Origin of the sequence: Altererythrobacter sp. C41 (assembly GCF_016803135.1) — a bacterium.
Classification (GTDB): Bacteria; Pseudomonadota; Alphaproteobacteria; order Sphingomonadales; family Sphingomonadaceae; genus Pelagerythrobacter.
Window position 1 is genome coordinate 630054 of sequence record NZ_JAEVFE010000001.1, and the last position, 17176, is coordinate 647229.

General features: G+C 66.5%; 18 protein-coding genes. 7 read left to right on the top strand and 11 right to left on the bottom strand.

What is annotated here, in order from left to right; genetic code table 11:
* Positions 1 to 19 precede the first annotated feature (19 nt).
* The 4 genes from JNO53_RS03010 to JNO53_RS03025 are packed head-to-tail and all read right to left on the bottom strand — an operon-like array spanning position 20 to position 2785.
* Entirely contained in the window at positions 20 to 499 is a 480-nt protein-coding gene (locus JNO53_RS03010) for a glutathione peroxidase (RefSeq protein WP_203107465.1), read from the bottom strand.
* 51 nt (positions 500 to 550) lie between these two features.
* Positions 551 to 826 carry a hypothetical protein gene (locus JNO53_RS03015; RefSeq protein ID WP_203107467.1) on the bottom strand — a complete coding sequence of 92 codons (276 nt, stop codon included), beginning with the start codon at positions 824 to 826 and terminating at the stop codon, positions 551 to 553.
* A 50-nt stretch (positions 827 to 876) separates the two neighbouring features.
* Complete coding sequence (locus tag JNO53_RS03020) at positions 877 to 1551, bottom strand: ABC transporter ATP-binding protein (RefSeq protein WP_203107469.1); 675 nt, start codon at positions 1549 to 1551, stop codon at positions 877 to 879.
* Complete coding sequence (locus JNO53_RS03025; RefSeq protein WP_203107471.1) at positions 1544 to 2785, bottom strand: lipoprotein-releasing ABC transporter permease subunit; 1242 nt, start codon at positions 2783 to 2785, stop codon at positions 1544 to 1546. Before JNO53_RS03025 ends, JNO53_RS03020 begins: the two co-directional genes overlap by 8 nt.
* Before the next feature lie 177 nt (positions 2786 to 2962).
* Here JNO53_RS03025 and purF point away from each other — a divergent pair, with 177 nt between their 5' ends.
* The 3 genes from purF to JNO53_RS03040 all read left to right on the top strand — a co-directional run bounded on the left by purF (position 2963) and on the right by JNO53_RS03040 (position 5600).
* On the top strand, positions 2963 to 4429 hold the full coding sequence (purF, locus tag JNO53_RS03030; protein WP_203107473.1) for an amidophosphoribosyltransferase: 1467 nt from the start codon (positions 2963 to 2965) through the stop codon (positions 4427 to 4429).
* Positions 4429 to 5151, top strand: a complete 723-nt coding sequence (locus tag JNO53_RS03035; RefSeq protein WP_203107475.1) for an SDR family NAD(P)-dependent oxidoreductase — start codon at positions 4429 to 4431, stop codon at positions 5149 to 5151. Before purF ends, JNO53_RS03035 begins: the two co-directional genes overlap by 1 nt.
* 98 nt (positions 5152 to 5249) lie before the next feature.
* The gene (locus JNO53_RS03040; protein WP_203107477.1) at positions 5250 to 5600 is read left to right on the top strand and encodes a PilZ domain-containing protein; all 351 of its coding nucleotides are present in this window, start codon (positions 5250 to 5252) and stop codon (positions 5598 to 5600) included.
* A 171-nt stretch (positions 5601 to 5771) separates the two neighbouring features.
* Here JNO53_RS03040 and JNO53_RS03045 read toward each other — a convergent pair whose 3' ends face one another.
* Together JNO53_RS03045 and JNO53_RS03050 are read right to left on the bottom strand one after the other, a co-directional pair.
* A complete protein-coding gene (locus JNO53_RS03045) occupies positions 5772 to 6947 on the bottom strand; it encodes a serine hydrolase domain-containing protein (protein WP_203107478.1) in 1176 nt (391 codons plus the stop codon).
* A 4-nt stretch (positions 6948 to 6951) separates the two neighbouring features.
* Entirely contained in the window at positions 6952 to 8193 is a 1242-nt protein-coding gene (locus tag JNO53_RS03050; RefSeq protein ID WP_203107480.1) for an SAM-dependent methyltransferase, read from the bottom strand.
* A 116-nt stretch (positions 8194 to 8309) separates the two neighbouring features.
* Here JNO53_RS03050 and JNO53_RS03055 point away from each other — a divergent pair, with 116 nt between their 5' ends.
* Together JNO53_RS03055 and JNO53_RS03060 are read left to right on the top strand one after the other, a co-directional pair.
* The gene (locus JNO53_RS03055; protein WP_203107482.1) at positions 8310 to 8720 is read left to right on the top strand and encodes a hypothetical protein; all 411 of its coding nucleotides are present in this window, start codon (positions 8310 to 8312) and stop codon (positions 8718 to 8720) included.
* A gap of 47 nt (positions 8721 to 8767) precedes the next feature.
* A complete protein-coding gene (locus JNO53_RS03060; RefSeq protein ID WP_203107484.1) occupies positions 8768 to 9517 on the top strand; it encodes a phosphatase PAP2 family protein in 750 nt (249 codons plus the stop codon).
* A gap of 64 nt (positions 9518 to 9581) precedes the next feature.
* Here JNO53_RS03060 and JNO53_RS03065 read toward each other — a convergent pair whose 3' ends face one another.
* From JNO53_RS03065 to JNO53_RS03075, 3 genes are all read right to left on the bottom strand, one after another.
* On the bottom strand, positions 9582 to 10589 hold the full coding sequence (locus JNO53_RS03065) for a metal-dependent hydrolase (RefSeq protein WP_203107486.1): 1008 nt from the start codon (positions 10587 to 10589) through the stop codon (positions 9582 to 9584).
* Positions 10590 to 10608: 19 nt separating this feature from the next.
* The gene (locus JNO53_RS03070; protein WP_203107488.1) at positions 10609 to 11643 is read right to left on the bottom strand and encodes a 2-oxoacid:ferredoxin oxidoreductase subunit beta; all 1035 of its coding nucleotides are present in this window, start codon (positions 11641 to 11643) and stop codon (positions 10609 to 10611) included.
* 99 nt (positions 11644 to 11742) lie between these two features.
* Positions 11743 to 13761, bottom strand: a complete 2019-nt coding sequence (locus JNO53_RS03075; protein ID WP_203107490.1) for a 2-oxoacid:acceptor oxidoreductase subunit alpha — start codon at positions 13759 to 13761, stop codon at positions 11743 to 11745.
* Positions 13762 to 13935: 174 nt separating this feature from the next.
* On the opposite strand from JNO53_RS03075, the gene JNO53_RS03080 reads away from it, so the two are divergent.
* Together JNO53_RS03080 and JNO53_RS03085 are read left to right on the top strand one after the other, a co-directional pair.
* Positions 13936 to 14889, top strand: coding sequence for an alpha/beta hydrolase (locus tag JNO53_RS03080; RefSeq protein ID WP_238401540.1), 954 nt, complete (start codon positions 13936 to 13938; stop codon positions 14887 to 14889).
* A 13-nt stretch (positions 14890 to 14902) separates the two neighbouring features.
* Positions 14903 to 15376 carry an RNA pyrophosphohydrolase gene (locus JNO53_RS03085; protein ID WP_203107492.1) on the top strand — a complete coding sequence of 158 codons (474 nt, stop codon included), beginning with the start codon at positions 14903 to 14905 and terminating at the stop codon, positions 15374 to 15376.
* A gap of 42 nt (positions 15377 to 15418) precedes the next feature.
* On the opposite strand, the gene JNO53_RS03090 is transcribed toward JNO53_RS03085, so the two are convergent.
* Positions 15419 to 15925, bottom strand: a complete 507-nt coding sequence (locus JNO53_RS03090) for a tetratricopeptide repeat protein (protein ID WP_203107494.1) — start codon at positions 15923 to 15925, stop codon at positions 15419 to 15421.
* A gap of 59 nt (positions 15926 to 15984) precedes the next feature.
* Complete coding sequence (locus JNO53_RS03095) at positions 15985 to 17166, bottom strand: RsmB/NOP family class I SAM-dependent RNA methyltransferase (RefSeq protein WP_203107496.1); 1182 nt, start codon at positions 17164 to 17166, stop codon at positions 15985 to 15987.
* Positions 17167 to 17176: the final 10 nt, after the last annotated feature.

Here is a 17176-nt window from a genome sequence, read left to right on the forward strand (position 1 = left end):
TGGGATGACGAGAAGGAAGCTAGAGCAGCGCTTCGATATCCTTTGCGATCGCTTCCGGCTTGTCGGTCGGCGCATAGCGGCGCACGACCTTTCCCTCGCGGTCGATCAGGAACTTCGTGAAGTTCCACTTGATCGCCTTCGAGCCCATCAGCCCCGGAGCTTCCTTCTTCAGCCAGTCGAACAGCGGCGAGGCATCCTCGCCGTTCACGTCCACCTTCGCCATCAGCGGAAAGGTCACGCCGAAGTTCACCTTGCAGAACTCGGCGATCTCCTCGGCGCTGCCGGGTTCCTGCGCGCCGAACTGGTTGCACGGAAAGCCGAGCACCTCGAAACCGCGGCCAGTATAGTCCTCATGGAGCTTCTCCAGCCCGTCGTACTGTGGCGTGAAGCCGCACTTGCTGGCGGTGTTGACCACCAGCAGCACTTTGCCGAGCTTGTCCTTCAGGTTGAGTGTCTCGCCCCGATTGGTGGTTACGGTGAAATCGGCGATCGTGGTCATGCGGCGGGCCTCCCTGCTACTTGCGCCGGCATACCACGCCGCGGGAACCGATCATCCCGGAAAGTCGCTTCGCGCCGCCAGTGCCTCGATTTCCGCGCGCTTCAGCTTGTGGTCGCCCGCCTTCTGGATGACGAAATCGCCGCGCCGCGCGGGCGGATAGGCCATGACCTGCGCCACCATCTCGGCCAGCGTGCCGCGGCGCAGGCCCTTGGCGCCGTCGAGCACGCCCTGCCCGTCGTGAGCGGAGTGGATCGATGCGCGATCGTCCCACTGGATGCCTTCTTCGTGAGTTCTGGCGGCTTTGAACGTGCTGGGATGATCGGTCATGCAGTTCCTCCTTGCTGCATGACCAACGTCCGAAACGGGCGCCGGGTCCGCTATTCGAGTTTGCCCTCGTGCAGGCGGAGGACGCGGTCCATCTTGCCTGCCAGCCGCTCGTTGTGGGTCGCCACCAATGCCGCGCTGCCTTCACCGCGCACGAGTTCCAGGAACTGTGCCAGCACGCGGTCGGCGGTGTGCTCGTCGAGATTGCCGGTCGGCTCGTCCGCCAGCACCAGCGTCGGCCGGTTGGCGAGCGCGCGGGCGACGGCCACACGCTGCTGCTCGCCGCCCGAAAGCTGGCTGGGGCGATGGTCGAGCCTTTGCGAAAGGCCCAGCGCGCCGAGCAGTTCGCGCGCCCTCACGGCCGCCTCGTCCCGCCCGCTGCCGGCAACGAGTTGCGGCAGCATCACGTTCTCCTCCGCATTGAAATCCGCCAGGAGGTGGTGGAACTGGTAGACGAAGCCGAGGTGCTCGCGCCGCACGCGCGTGCGGCCGTCGGACGGCAGCGTGCTTGCGGGCGTGCCGGCGATCTCGATCGAGCCGCCGAAGCCACCTTCGAGCAGCCCCACCGCCTGGAGCATCGTGGACTTGCCCGAGCCCGAGGGGCCGAGCAGCGCGACGATCTCGCCGGGCTGGATTTCGAGATCGATGCCGCGCAGCACGTCGATGCGCTCGCCGCCCTGCTCGAAGCTGCGCGTCAGGTTCCGGAGGCGGACGACGGGATTACTCATAGCGCAGCACCTGCACGGGGTCGGTGCTGGCGGCCTTGTATGCCGGGTACAGCGTGGCGAGGAAGCTCAACACCAGTGCCAGGGCGACGATGCCGGTAATTTCCAGCGGATCGACCCGCGCGGGCAGCATCGAGAGGAAGCGGATCGAGGGGTCCCACAGGTTCTGCCCCGTCACGACTTCGATCACCTTCACGATCTGCTGGCGGAACGCGAGCACGAGAAAGCCGAGCGCCAGCCCCGCTACCGTGCCGATCGCGCCAACCGTAAAGCCGGTCGTGACGAAGATCTTGAGCAGACTGCGCCGGGTGGCGCCCATCGTGCGCATAATGGCGATGTCCCGCGTCTTCGCACGCACGAGCATGACGAGGCTCGAAAGAATGTTGAACGCGGCGACCAGCACCATGAAACTCAAGGCAAAGAACATCGCCACCCGCTCGACCTGCAAAGCTTCGAACAGGGTGGAATTGATGGTCTTCCAGTCGTTCACCACCGCGCGGCCGGCAAGATTGCGCTCGATCGGCGCCATGATCTCTTCGACCCGGTCGGCGTCGGTGGTCTTGACCTCGATCATGCCCACCGTGTCGCCGAGGAGCAGCAATCGCTGCGCCTCCTGCATCGGCATGACGACGAATTTCTGGTCGTAGTCGTAGATCCCGATTTCGAAGATCGCGGCGACGCGATAGCCGATTTGCCGCGGCATCGTGCCGAACGGCGTCGCTCGCCCTTCGGGATTGATGATCGTGATCGTGTCGCCAAGGCGTACGCCGAGATTTTCCGCCAGGCGCGCGCCGATCGCCACATTACGTTCACCCGGTTGAAGCGCCGAGATATTGCCGGCGAGGACATTGGGCGAGAGCTTCCCTATGTCCCCCTGCGTATTGCCGCGCACGAGGATCGCCTCAACCCGGCCGTTGAAGCTGACCAGCAGCGGCCGCTCGATCAATGGAGAGGCGCTGACGACGCCGGGCGTCTCGCGAATGTCCTCCAGAATGACTTCCCAATTGTCCAGCCGCTGGCCGTAGGCCTGCACGATCGCATGGCCGTTGAGCCCCACGATCTTGTCCAGCAGTTCGGCACGGAACCCGTTCATCACGCTCATTACGATCACCAGCATCGCGACGCTGAGCATAACCACACCCACGCTGATGCCGGCGACCAGCGCGATGAACGCCTCCCCCCGCCCGGGCAGAAGGTATCGCTTTGCGATCGTTCGTTCGAAGAGGGAGAGGATCAAGGGCGAGCGATCTCATCTGTTCTGAGGTGTGGCGCAGCCTTAGGCACGCTTTCCTGTCTGCGCAATGAAATCCCCGAGCGCCCCGCCGCCGAACCAGGCCGCCCCTTGTAATCGGGCTGCAACATCGCCATTGAGCGCCCTAAGACGCGCTGCGCGCAAAACCCGGATCGCATCGGCATGAATCTCACTCACCCGTTCCGCGACGAGGACGGCGACAAGCTTCGCGAGGAGTGCGGCGTCTTCGGAGCCGTCAACGCCGCGGACGCCGCCGCCGCGACCGCGCTCGGCCTCCACGCACTGCAGCACCGCGGGCAGGAAGCCGCCGGCATCATCAGCTTCGACGGCGGCGAATTCTATCAGCGTCGCGGGCTCGGCCACGTGGCGGAGAACTTCTCCTCCAGCGAAGCGATCGCCGAACTGCCCGGATTCATGGCCGCAGGCCACGTCCGCTATTCGACCACCGGCGGGTCGGGCATGCGGAACATCCAGCCGCTCTATGCCGATCTGGCCAGCGGCGGTTTCGCCGTGGCACACAATGGCAATATCTCGAACGCCGGCACGCTGCGGCAGGAACTCGTGAGCAAGGGCGCGATCTTCCAGTCGACGTCCGACACGGAGGTCATCATCCATCTCGTGGCAACCAGCCGCTATCCCACGATGATCGACCGCCTGATCGATGCACTGCGCCTGATCGAGGGCGCTTACGCGCTGGTGGTGATGACGCCCGAAGGCATGATCGCCTGCCGCGACCCGCTCGGCATCCGCCCACTGGTGATGGGCAAGATGGGCGACGCGACCGTGTTCGCGAGCGAAACGGTCGCGCTGGACGTGGTTGGCGCCGAATTCGTGCGCCAGGTGGAACCGGGCGAGCTGGTCAAGGTCGACTTCGACGGCAACATCGATTCCCTTCATCCTTTCGGCACGCGCCAGCAACGGCCCTGCATCTTCGAGCATGTCTATTTCAGCCGGCCGGATTCGATCTTCGACGGGCGCAGCGTCTATGCCGCGCGCAAGGCGATCGGGGAGCAGCTCGCGATCGAGAGCCCGGTCGAGGCGGACCTTGTCGTGCCCGTGCCCGACAGCGGCGTGCCGGCGGCGATCGGCTACGCCCAGCAGTCGGGCGTCCCGTTCGAACTCGGCATCATCCGCAGCCACTACGTCGGGCGCACGTTCATCCAGCCGAGCGACGGCGCGCGCCATTCGAGCGTGAAGCGCAAGCACAACGCCAACCGCGCGCTGGTCGAAGGCAAGCGCATCGTGCTGATCGACGATTCGATCGTGCGCGGCACGACCAGCCTGAAGATCGTGGAGATGATGCGCGAGGCCGGCGCGGCCGAGGTGCATTTCCGCGTCGCCAGCCCGCCGACCGCGCATTCGTGCTTCTACGGGGTCGACACACCCGAACGCTCGAAGCTGCTCGCAGCCCGCATGGATGTCGAACCGATGCGCGAGTTCATCAAGGCCGACAGCCTGGCGTTCGTCTCGATCGACGGCCTCTACCGCGCGGTGGGCCACCAGCCGCGCAATGCGGCCTGCCCGCAGTTCTGCGACGCCTGCTTCACCGGCGATTATCCCACGCCGCTGACCGATCTCGCCACGCGCGAGCATCGCGAGGCGCAGCTCCCGTTCGATAAGGTCGCGTAATGTCCCAGACCAAGCCTCTCGAAAGGCGCATTGCGCTCGTCACCGGCGCGAGCCGCGGAATCGGCGCGGCGACGGCGGTCGCGCTGGCGAAGGCCGGCGCGCATGTCGTCCTCACCGGGCGGGACGTTCGCGCGTTGGAACAAGTCGAGGACGCGATCCACGAGGTTGGCGGCAGTGCGACGATCGCCCCGCTCGACTTGGCCGAACAGGATGGGATTTCACGCCTCGCCGCTGCCGTCGCGAGCCGGTGGGACAAGCTCGATATCCTGGTGATCTCCGCCGCCTACCTGCCGACGCTGACCCCGGTGACGCAGATCGAGCCCAAGCAGTTCGCCCAGGCCGTCACCACCAACCTGCTCGCGACACAGGCCCTGCTCGCCGCGTTCGACCCGCTGTTGAAGCGCGCCGACGGCGCGCGGGTGGTCGGGCTTACGAGCAGCGTCGGGTCGGAGCCGCGCGCGTTCTGGTCGGCCTACGGCTCGACCAAGGCGGCATTCGAGTCGCTCCTCGACAGTTACGCCGAGGAAGTGCGCAAGCTCGGCAACATCCGCCTCGCGATCGTCGACCCGGGCGCCACACGCACCGCGATGCGTGCCAAGGCCTATCCGGGCGAGGATCCCGAAACGGTCAAGCATCCCGACGTCGTGGGTGAACGCATCGCTACTCTCGTCACCGAGGACTTCGAGACGCGCCACCGCGAGCGCGTGGTTAATCCGGCTTAACCCTGTTTCGTAACTTCGCGGAAACCAGCAGCGCCCAAGTTTTCCGAGCGCCCGCGCGCGATGCGCGGCTCAGATGTTTCGGGAAAGGAAACCAGGCGATGACGGTCCAATCGTCCGGACGCTATGCGATCGCAGCGCAGGAAGATCGCTGCGCGCCGCGCACCAAGCTGACGATCCCCGCGCAGCTCCGCGCTTCCGGCGGCCGCGCTTTTCAGACGGTCGTCCACGATCTCTCGATCTCGGGCTTTTCCGCGGCGGCGATCAATCGCATGCATCCTGGGCAGGTGTGCTGGATCACCCTGCCCGGGCTCGGTGCGCTGCAGGCCGAAGTGATCTGGTGGGACAATTGCCAGGTCGGCTGCGCCTTCGCCGAGCTGCTCAGCCCGATCGTCCACGACAATATCGTCAGCAAGCACCGCAGTGGCGGAGTCTACCGCAGCGCCTGTTGAGGCGCGGTAATCGGCGCAGCCCGGTCATCAAAGGCTTGTCATCCCCGCGAAAGCGGCGATCCAGGGTACTCATGGATTCCCGCGTGCGCGGCAATGACAAGAGTGGTGAGAGGCGCCCTCTTCCTCGATGGCCGGAGGCGCCGAAGGCCCATTTGAGGCCGTCAGGCCATCCTAGTCGGCCGCCGCGATCGTCTGCACCACCTCGCCCCATTGGAGCCGCAGATCGCGGCTCGACGCCACCGGCCAGTTACTGACGACCGCTACCACCAGCCGGTCCTCCGGCACGATCGTGATCGCCTGACCGAAGATTCCCTGCGCGCCGTAGGCGCCGGGATAGGTCCACCACTGGTATCCATAGCCGAAGCCGGGCGTGTCGAACGCAACCTGCTTGCCGGTCGCCTCCGCGAACCAGCCCGGCGGCACGACGCCCTCCCCGCCTTCGAGCACGAATTGGCCGAAGCGCGCGTAATCGGACAGCCTGATCGACAGGCAGCACCCGCCGATGTTGCCGCCGGTCAGGTCGGTCATCCAGAACAGGTCGCCCGCGAAACCCGCAGGATCGACGATCTTCTCCTTGGCGTAGTCGGCGAGACTGCGACCGGTCGCTTCCTCCACCAGCACCCCGAGCAGGTTGGTCTCGAGCGTCTTGTAGACCCACTTCTCGCCCGCCGGCGCTTCGCGTTCCAGCGTGCGCGCATAAGTCACCGCCTGCGATTCACCGGGTACGGGCGCAACGTTGAGCATCTTCGCCACGTCGCTTTCGGGATCGGTGTAGTCCTCGTTCCATTTCACCCCCGACGTCATCGTGGCGAGTTGCTCGACGCTCACGCCTTCGTAGGCGGTGCCGGCCAGCTTGGGGATGTGGCGGGTCACCGGATCGTCCATGCTCCCGATCAGCCCTTCCGCTACCGCCGCGCCCAGCAGTGTCGAGGTGAAGCTCTTCGCGACCGAGAAGCTGGTCCAGCGCTGCTCCGGCCCGAAACCGAGCCCGTACTTCTCGTAGCGGACCTTGCCGTCGTCGATCACCATAATCCCCGCCGCGTTGCTGGAGGCGAGGAAAGCGTCGACCGCCGCCACAACCTCCGCAGGCAGCGGAGACCCCTCGGGCAGCTCGCGCACGGTGCCGGCATGGGTCGCCTCGATACCGGCGAAGAAGTTCTCCATCCGGCGGAAGCGGTCGGCGCGTGTGGCATCGTCCCAGAAGAGGACCTGCTGGTCCTCCAGCGCAATCGGCTCCGATGGCTCGGTCGGATAGACTTCCACCCGCTGCGCGAGCGTCGACTCGCCCGGCGCGCTCGCACAGCCCGCCAGCAGCGCTGCCGCCAGCGCGATCCCGAATATCCGCATTCCCCTACCCCTCCCTGACCAACGTAACCTGCTGAACGTCGATGCCGCGCCCGCGGAATCCCCCTTCGCAATACATCAGGTAGAACCGCCACAGCCGGCGGAAGCGTTCGTCGAACTCGGCCGGCAGCCGCCCCTGCTCGGCGGCCGCGTCGAACCGTTCGCGCCAGGCCTTCAAGGTCGCGGCATAGTCGAGCCCGAAGCTCTCGCAGTTCTCCCACCGGAGCCCGCGTTCGCGCGCGAGCTGTTCGAACTCGCTGGTCCGGATCAGCAGGCCGCCGGGGAAGACATAGGCCTGGATGAAGTCCGCGCTCCTCGCGTAGTCCTCGAACAGGCTGTCCTTCATCGAGATGAACTGGATCGCCGCGCGACCACCGGGCTTCAGGCAGCGGGCGATGCAGTCGAAGTAGCTCGGCCAATATTCGCGGCCGACCGCCTCGACCATCTCGACGCTGACGATCGCATCGAACGTCTCATCTACGTCGCGATAGTCCTGCTTGCGGAAGTCGATACCCTGATCGTGCCGCTCCCGCGCCCAGGCAAGCTGTTCGTCCGACAGGCTGATGCCGGTCACTCGTGCGCCGCCCCGCGCGAAGAAGTCCGACAGGCCGCCCCAGCCGCAACCGATCTCGAGCAAGGTCTCCGGCTTGCCGACCCGCTCGGCAAGGCGCGCCCACTTGCGGCGCTGCGCGGCCTCGAGATCGTCACCCGCGCCCCAGATCGCCGAGGAATAGCTCATCGTCGGGTCGAGCCAGGCGGCGTAAAAGTCGTTGCCGAGGTCGTAATGCGCGTGGATGTTCCGTTCCGCGCCTTCGGGCGTGTTGCGGTTCATCCAATGCGCGAGCCGCGCGGCCCAGCGGAACGGCCCGCGCGCGCGGCCGGTGTCGCCCAGCGCATCGCCATTGGCCATGAACAGGGCGAACAGCGGCACCGGATCGGGGCTCTCCCATTCGCCCGCTTCCCAGGCCTGATACCAGCCGATCGAGCCGTTGGTCGCCAACCGCATGAGCGCGCGCCAGTCGTGGATCGTCACCTCGGCATCGAATCCGGGCACCCGTCCGCCGACCACCCGAGTGGTGCCGTCGGGCAGACGGCCGGTGATCGATCCGCTCTCGAGCCCCGCATCGATCCGGTCGAGGATCTTGTGGAAGCCCGGCGCGAACAGACGCGCAAGCAGGCCAGGGCTGCGCTCGAACCGTGCGCCGCCAGTGAGAAGGGTTTCGCCCCTGCCTATCCCCTCTGCCTTCATGCCGTTCCTATGGACCGGGGGAAACGGCGGTTCAAGCATCACATCCGGCGCGAACGGCAGTGCGCAAGGCCCTGGGATCATGCTAACGTCGGCCCGTAACGGGAGGGGAAGCTACGATGAGCAATCCGTTGATACGCAATGCCCTGGCAGTGATGGCCGGGTTGGTCGCCGCGATGATCGGGATGGCTATCGTCCAGACGATCGGCGATGCCACACTGCCTCCCCCGCCCGACCTCGCCGGCGTGGAAGATCCTGCGCAGGCGATGGAATTGATCCCGGTCGAGGCGCAGATCGCAATGGCGCTTGCCTGGTTTCTCGGCGCGCTGGCGGGCGCCTGCGCTGCGATTGCCATCTCGCGGCGCGTGCTCCCCGCGTGGATCGTCGGGCTCCTGATCGCGCTGCTGGGCATATGGAGCACGCGGATGATTCCGCATCCCGACTGGCTGATCGCGGCCAGTGCGGTTCTACCGCTGGTCGCCGTGCTCTTCGCCAAGCGTCTGATGCTTCGGCGGATCGAGGCGGTTTAAGGGCCCGCAAGGGGGAACGACCCACCCGGCCGGGGGTTGCCCCTGCAATGGACGAGCTCCCCAGCGACGCGCATCACCTTCCCGCAGAGACAATCCGTCTGCCCGAGCGCGGGTTCACGATCGATCGGCGCAAGGCGCTGATCGCCGGCGCGCTGTGCTGGACCGCGTTTGCCATCGTCGTCTGGCTCGTCGCGAACGGCCGTACGGAGGCGTTCGATCGGGTCGGGCTCCTGTCGGGCCGCACCGGCACCGAACTGGCGCTCGTCGGGCCGGAGCTGGTGCGCGAGATCGTGCGCGACGCCACCGCGCTCGGCGGCGTATTCCTGCGCAATCTGTTCGCGATCGGCGCGGTCGTCGCGCTGCTATTCCTCCGGCTGAGGCGTGAGGCCATGCTGTTCGCGATGACGGTTGCGGCAGGCTGGCTGGTCAACTCCGGCCTCAAGGCGCTCGTCGGGCGCGAGCGGCCGCAGATTGTCCCGCACCTGATGAACGCCGGCGGCGAGAGCTTTCCTTCGGGCCACAGCTTCAACGCGGCCGTGGTCTATATCGCGATGGCCCTCGCCTTCGCCGCGCTGAGCCGCCGGCAATCAGTGCGCTTCACCGTTATCGGCGCTGCCATGCTGATTTCGGCCATGGTCGCATGGAGCCGCGTGATGCTCGGCGTCCATTTCCCGAGCGACGTGGTTGCCGGCTGGCTGGGCGGCGCGGGTTGGGCCTTCATGGCCGCGGCGCTGCTCTATCGGCCCGCAAGGGCGGCGGCGGAGAGCGAGGCACTTCCCCATCCCCGTTCGTCCTGAGGAGTGAGGCCGCTGGCCGAGCGTCTCGAAGGACCCGCGCGACGCTTCGAGACGGCGCCTCGGCCTACGGCCTCGGCGCCTCCTCAGCACGAACGGTGGAAGGAATGGGTTCGCACTTCACATCGGGTAGCGCCACGCTGAAGCGATCCCGCGCACGCGGATCGTAAAAGCGCGCGTCGCGCAGGATTACCGAACCATCGGATTCGCGCTCCGCAAACGGTGCGCGAGACCAGAAGAGAAAGGCGGCAACTTGCGGGTTAGCATCTTGTAGCGCTCGGACAGGCGCCATGTTGCATACTTTTGCAGCCGGATAACCGGGACAGTTATCAAAACAAAAACGATTCACTGCTTCGGGATTCTTTAGCGGACCGTCCCACTCCGTAGAACTCCAGATTGTGTCCTCTTCATGAGTCAGCACCTCTCGCGACCAGAATTGGACGAGGACGGGGCTTACTATCTTTGTTCTTCCTTGATCGTAGTTCTGCTCAAGATCATAGTGATACGCCGTAATCGCCCCATTCAACCCGATGTAACCAACAGCCACCGCAATCGCGATTCGCGCCGGCCGCCGCCACTCCCCGCCCTGCCTCTCCCGCCGCAGCGAAAACCACGTCGCGAAGCCCATCAGCGCCCACAGCCAGACGTCGATGATGAACAGCGTGTCGCCGTAGAACCAGCGGCTCGAGAACGGCTCGAGCAGGCGAATGCCATAGCTGTTCAGCCAGTCGAGCGCCGGATGCGACAGGCAGGCGATGAAGCTGAGCGCGTAGAGCCAGCCGAAGTGCACCGGCAGCCGCCCCTCCGGCCGCCGTCCGCGCCTCGCCTGCCATCGGTCGAACCACCAGAGCACCCCTGCAAGGATCAAGGGCAGCAACACCCACGCGATCGGCCCGTGCGTAATCCCGCGCCGGAAGCCGAGATGCTGCACCCCGTCGAGCCAGAAGAAGCACGCCGCATCGACGTCGGGCAGGTTCGCGCCGATGACCAGCGCAGGCATCGCCAGCCCCGTCTTCCGCTTGAGCCCAGCCTGCCCGATCAGCGCCCCGACGAGGCTGTGTGTTAGGTTATCCATCCCCCCTTAGGCGCCGCGATCACACCGGATCGGCAGCCGTTCCGCTGACGGTCCAGGTCTGGCCCTTGCCGAGGAGCTTGGCGAGGTCCGCAGTCTTGCCTTCACTCGCCTTCGCACGCTCTTCGATGACGGCGGTTTCGAAGGTCGGACGCGGGTCGTCGTAGAGGACGCCGAGGGCCATCGGGAATGGGCCGAAAGGCATTTCGACCAGCATGTGCGCAATCGAACGATTGGTGACGTCGTGCACCAGCACGTCGGCCGCCTGCCAGTCGCCGCCCGCCACGTCGACTACCTTGAGCTCCAGCCGGTCTCGGTCGAGCGCGATGCCCTTCGCGCCGCCGGCGAACAGCATCGGTTCGCCGTTCTCGAGCCAGAGCTGCCGGTCCTCCGCACCTTTGGGCGCGGCGAAGTCGTTGAACACGTCCTTGTTGTAGACGATGCAGTTCTGGAAGATCTCGATGAACGCCGCGCCCTGGTGCGCGTGGGCGGCCTTGAGCACCTCGGGCAGGTTCTTCGACACGTCGAACCCGCGCCCGACGAAACGCGCGCCCGAGCCGAGCGCGAAGGCGGCGGGCCGGGCCGGATGGTCGTAGGAGCCGAGCGGGGTCGAAGGCGACTTCGTCCCCTCGCGGCTGGTCGGCGAGTACTGGCCTTTGGTGAGGCCGTAGATCTCGTTGTTGAACAGCATGATCTGCATGTTCACGTTGCGCCGCAGTACGTGCATCAGGTGGTTGCCGCCGATCGACAGCCCGTCGCCGTCGCCGGTCACGAGCCAGATGTCGAGGTCTGGATTGGCCAGCTTCACCCCCGTCGCGATCGCCGGCGCGCGGCCGTGGATCGTATGGAAGCCGTAGGTTTCCATGTAGTATGGGAAGCGGCTGGAGCAGCCAATGCCGGAAATGAACACCGTGTTCGCCGGGTCCGCGCCGAGCTGCGGCAGCGTGCGCTGCACGGCCTTGAGGATCGCATAGTCCCCGCAGCCGGGGCACCAGCGGACCTCCTGGTCGGTTTCCCAGTCCTTGAGGGTGGTTTCGATCTTTACAGGGGCGTTCATAAAATCACCTCGTCACCCCGGCGAGAGCCGGGATCTGGTGCAGCGAAGTCGGGCGGTGCGGAGAGCGATCCCGGCCTGCGCCGGGATGACGGGAGATCGTCATTGGTTCACCGCCCCGGTATCGGATCCCTCGCCCGGGAGCGCGGCGTCGTCGCCGTGGAACGGGGCGTCGGGATAGGTCCCGTCGTCATGGCCGGATTCGGAGATCGGCAACTGCTGCTCGTTCGCCGGAACCTCGCCGCCTTCGTTGCCCGGAATACCGTCGAAATACCTGCCGATCGCCTCTTCCAGCTCGGCGATCTGGAACGGCTGGCCGCTGGTCTTGGTCAGCGGCTCGGCGTCGACCAGGAACTGGTCGCGCAGCACCGTCTTGAACTGGCCGGTGTTCATCTCAGGCACAAGCACCTTGTCGAAGCCCTTGAGCAGCGCGCCGAGATTGGCCGGCAGCGGCCAGATGTGGCGCACGTGAATATGGCTGACGTCCAGTCCCTTGCGCCGCGCGCGGCCCACCGCCTGGTGGATCGGCCCGTAGGTCGAGCCCCAGCCCACCACCGCGAGCTTGCCGGTCGATTCGCCGAGGGCGACGTCCTGGTCCGGCACCGCGATGCGCTCGACCTTCGCCTTGCGGGCGTCGGTCATCTTCTGGTGGTTGTCGGGCGAATAGTCGATGTTGCCGGTGAGCTCGTGCTTCTCGATCCCGCCGATGCGGTGCAGCAGGCCAGGCGTGCCCGGCTTGATCCACGGCCGCGCGCCCTTCGCATCGCGCTTGTAAGGCAGCAGCCGGTCGCCGTCGTTCTTCTCGGTGAGGAATTGCACCGGGAACGTCTCGTAGCTAGCGGGATCCGGCACCTTCCAAGGCTCGGCGGCATTGGCGATGTAGCCATCGGTCAGCAGCATGACCGGGGTCATGTACTGGACCGCGATGCGGCAGGCCTCGATCGCGCACTCGAACGCGTCGGACGGGCTGCGCGCGGCGACCACCGGCATCGGTGCATCGCCGTTGCGGCCGTAGACCGCCTGGTAGAGGTCGCTCTGCTCGGTCTTGGTCGGGAGGCCGGTGGACGGCCCGCCGCGCTGCGAGTTGACGATCACCAGCGGCAGCTCGGTCATGATGCCGAGGCCGATCGCCTCGGTCTTGAGCGCGATGCCCGGGCCGGACGACGAGGTAACGCCAAGTTGCCCGGCATAGCTCGCGCCGATCGCGGCGCAGACCGCGGCGATCTCATCCTCGGCCTGGAAAGTCGTGACGCCGAATTCCTTGAGCCGCGCGAGATGGTGCAGGATCGCGCTCGCCGGCGTGATCGGATAGCCGCCGAAGAACATCGGCAGTTCGGCAAGCTGCGCGCCCGCCACGAGGCCGAGCGAAACCGCCTCGGCGCCAGTGATCGTGCGGTAGAGGCCCGGCGCGCTCGGAACCGGCGCGACGTGAAGCTGCTTGAGGGGCCCCGACAGCTCCGCCGTCTCGCCATAGGCATGACCCGCATCGAGCGCCGCGATATTGGCGCCCGCAATGTCGGGCTTGGTCTTGAACTTGGCGCGCAGCCATTCGTGCAGCGGCTCGCGCGGACGGTCGAACATCCACAGCGCGAGGCCCAGCGTCCACATGTTCTTGGACCGCAGCGCGTCCTTGTTGCCGAGGCCGAACGGCTTGACCGCCTCGATCGTCAGCGCACTGATGTCGAAGGCGAGCACGTCGTACTTCGCGAGGCTGCCATCCTCGAGCGGATTGTTCTCGTACTTCGCCTTGTCGAGGTTACGCTTGGTGAACTCACCGGTGTCGGCGATGATCAGGCCGCCCGGCTTCAGTGCCGCCAGGTTCACCTTGAGTGCCGCCGGGTTCATCGCCACCAGCACGTCGGGCGCATCCCCCGCGGTGTTGATCTGGCGGCTGCCGAAGTTGATCTGGAACGCCGAGACGCCGAACAGCGTCCCCTGCGGCGCGCGGATTTCGGCCGGGAAGTCGGGAAACGTCGCGAGATCGTTGCCTGCAAGCGCGGTGGAGAGCGTAAACTGCCCGCCCGTGAGCTGCATGCCATCGCCGGAGTCTCCGGCGAAGCGCACAACGACGGCGTCGGGGTTTTCCGCTTCCAGCGGCGTGTCGGCGGCTTGGGTAGCCATCGGAATTCCTTTTCAGGCGCCGCACTTGGCGGTGCACTCGTCTACGCTGCGGCACCTATGTATCCGCCCTGGCGCCCGCAATGAAGTTTTTCTCCCCAGGGTGAAAAATGTCGAGTGGAAAAGAGCCGGTCGCGCGCTAGGATTGCGAAAAGCAACCGATAGCGGGAGGGGACATTGGCCGATACTCAACATTACGTGCGTGAAGACGTGCGCGGATTTCTCGATATGCTCGAGCAAATGGGCCGTCCCGGAGTCGAGGAACTGCCGGTCGAGGAAGGCCGGCAGGGAATGCGCATGCTCGGCACGCTGGCCGAGGCCGAACCGCGCCCCCTCGCCGTGATCCGAGATCTCGCCTGCCCGGGTCCGGCCGGTGAGATTCCACTGCGTTTCTACGACACGAAGGAATCGCGCGATCCCAGCCCTTGCGTCGTGTTCATCCACGGCGGCGGGTTCACGATCGGCGATCTCGAGGTCTATCATTCGCTCTGCACCGAGATCTGTCACCAGCTCGATCTGCCGGTGGTCTCGGTCGATTACCGCCTCGCGCCCGAGCACCCCTTTCCCGCCGCGCCTGACGACTGCGAGACGGCGGCGCGCTGGATCGCCTCCAGCCCGGCCGAACTGGGACGGCAGTTCACCGGTCTCGTCATTACCGGCGACAGTGCCGGCGGCAACCTGACGATCGTCACCGCGAACCAGCTCTGCACCCGGCCCGCCGATGTGCCCGTGATCGTTCAGGCACCGATCTATCCGGTGGCGGACGACGTGCGGCAGCATCAGAGCCTCAAGGACTTCTTCGAAGGCTTCTTCCTCACCGGCGCGGCGATGGCCTGGTTCACCGACAACTACGGCGGCGATCCCGGCGATCCGCGCCACACGCCGATGGCCGGCGACTGCGCTGGCGCTCCGCCGACCGTGCTGTGCACCGCCGGGCTCGATCCGCTGCGCGACTCGGGCCGGAGCTATGCTGCGCACCTGATCCGGCTGGGGACGGAAGTCTGCTATCTTGAGTTTCCCGGGATCATTCATGGCTTTACCACCTTGCGCAAGGCGATCCCGAGCGGGCAGAAGGACCTCGATTCCTTCCTCGCCGCGATCAGGCTGATGCTCGAGCGGCACGCAAGTTAAGGCACGAAAGCACATGGACGAACTCGGCTACCGCCCCTGCGTCGGAGTCATGCTGGTCAACGCCGACGGCAAGGTCTTCGTCGGCCGCCGGATCGACAACAAGGAAGGCGACTGGTGGCAGATGCCGCAGGGCGGGGTCGACGAGGGCGAAGACCTGGTGGCCGCCGCCCTGCGCGAACTGGCCGAGGAGACCGGTGCGAGGGCCGAACATGTCTCGATCCTCAAACGGATGGAGGAGCCGGTCCGCTACGACCTGCCGGAGGAGCTGATGGGCAAACTCTGGGGCGGCAAGTACCGCGGACAGGAGCAGGTCTGGTTCCTCGCCCGCTTCGGCGGTAGCGATGCCGACATCGATCTCGAAGCCCACGACCCGCCGGAATTCTGCGACTGGAAATGGGTTGAACCCGAACGGCTTCCCGAACTGATCGTGCCGTTCAAGAAGCGCGTCTATCGCACGGTCGTGGAAGCGTTCCGCGAGTTGGTGTAGTACGCCGCGCGAACTCCCGCGCGAGCGGCGCCCGCTAGACGATCAATTCTGCTGCGACACCTGCGCTTCGGGCATGACCGCTTCGGCCGTCAGCACCGGCGCAGTGGGCCCGCGCTGGATAGAGGCGGCGAGTTCGCGCGTTTCGGGGCAACCCTCGCCGCACATGCTCTTGAGCTTTGCGAGATTAGCCTTCGCCTTCTCGACCGCACCTTTCTCCAGCAAGGCTTCGCCTTCGCCGGAAATCGCCGCGAGATTGCCCGGATCGCGCGCGAGCGTTTCGCGGTAATAGTGGATCGCCTTACCCTGCAGCCCCTCGGCACGCGACGCCTGAGCAAGCTCGAGGAAGATCGGCGTGTAACCCGGATCGACGGCCAGTGCGGCTTCGAACGCGTCGATGGCGCGCTGCGGCTGTTCCGCAGCGAGCGCCGCGCGGCCTTCGGCGATCAGCGCCGCCGCGCGTGGATCGGCTTCGCGTTCCGCCCCCATCCCGACGCTTGCGGTAAGCGCAACGGCCAGCGAAAGGGCAACGGCTGCGGGGGCAAAACGCATGATCAACTCCTGGTAGGCCCGGCCACTTGCAGATGGTTCCTCTGCCATAGCGCCGCCGGTTAACACGGCAAGGCTGCACGCGCGATGAAAAATCCGTCCGTTTGGTCGTGGAACGGCGTCAGGCGCACGCCGCTCCCCCGCGTTCGGCCGAGCGGAAGATCGGGCGGTTCGGCCCGCCATTCCGGATGTTCGGCAAGGAAATGCGCGATGCGCTCCGCGCCCTCGATGTCGAGCAGCGAGCAGGTGACGTAGACGATCCGTCCGCCCGGCCGCACGAGCCTGGCAGCAAGGTCGAGCAGCCGGTCCTGCGTCTCCGCGAACCGGGCGAGTTGCGCCTGGTCGAGGCGCCAGCGCGCCTCCGGATTACGGCGCCATGTGCCGGTGCCGGAGCATGGCGCATCGACCAGCACCGCATCGGCCGCACCCACGAAGCGCTCCAGCGCCTCCATCTCGCGGCCCGGGTTCAGCAGCAGCGTCTCGATCATTCCCGCGCCGGCCCGCTCGGCCCGCGGCGCAAGGTTCGCCAGCCGCGCGCGGTCGGTGTCGCTTGCGATCAGCGTGCCGCGGTTCTGCATCGCGGCCGCCAGCGCCAGCGTCTTGCCGCCCGCCCCTGCGCAGAGATCGATCACCGTCTCGCCCGGCTGTGCGTCCACGGCCACGCAGGCGAGCTGGCTGCCGTGGTCCTGGATCTCGACCAGTCCCTCGCGGTACGCAGGCCACTGATCGACCGAAGTACCCGCAGGAAAGCGCAATGCGTTCGGTGCGGCGAGCGGCTCGCCATGGTCGGGCAGATCGATGCTTTCGCGGCCTGCCTTGAGCGTGTTGATCCGCAGATCGAGCGGGGCGCGATCCAGCAGGGCAGCGGCTTCCCCTCCCGCAATCCCGGAGCCGGCGAGCGCCTCGACCAGCCATCGCGGCGCGAGGCCGGGCTCGGCAGCGACTTCGCCGCTGGCAAGCGGCGCCGGGCCGTGGGGCGAACCGTCGAAAAGCTGCAGGATCGCTTGGTCCTCGGCGCCGAGCGCAATCATCGCTGCGCGACCGCCGGACGGGACCGGTCCGCAAACGCGGATCGCCCGATAGACCAGCTCACGCACCGCACGCCGGTCCTTGCTCCCGGCATACCGGCGCTGGCGGAAATAATCGGCAATCAGCCGGTCTGCAGGCGCGCCCTTGCCTTGCGCTGCGGCGATGACGGAATCGAGCAGTTCGATCGCGGCCTGCACCCTTGCCGCGGGGGTCATGTATGTGAGC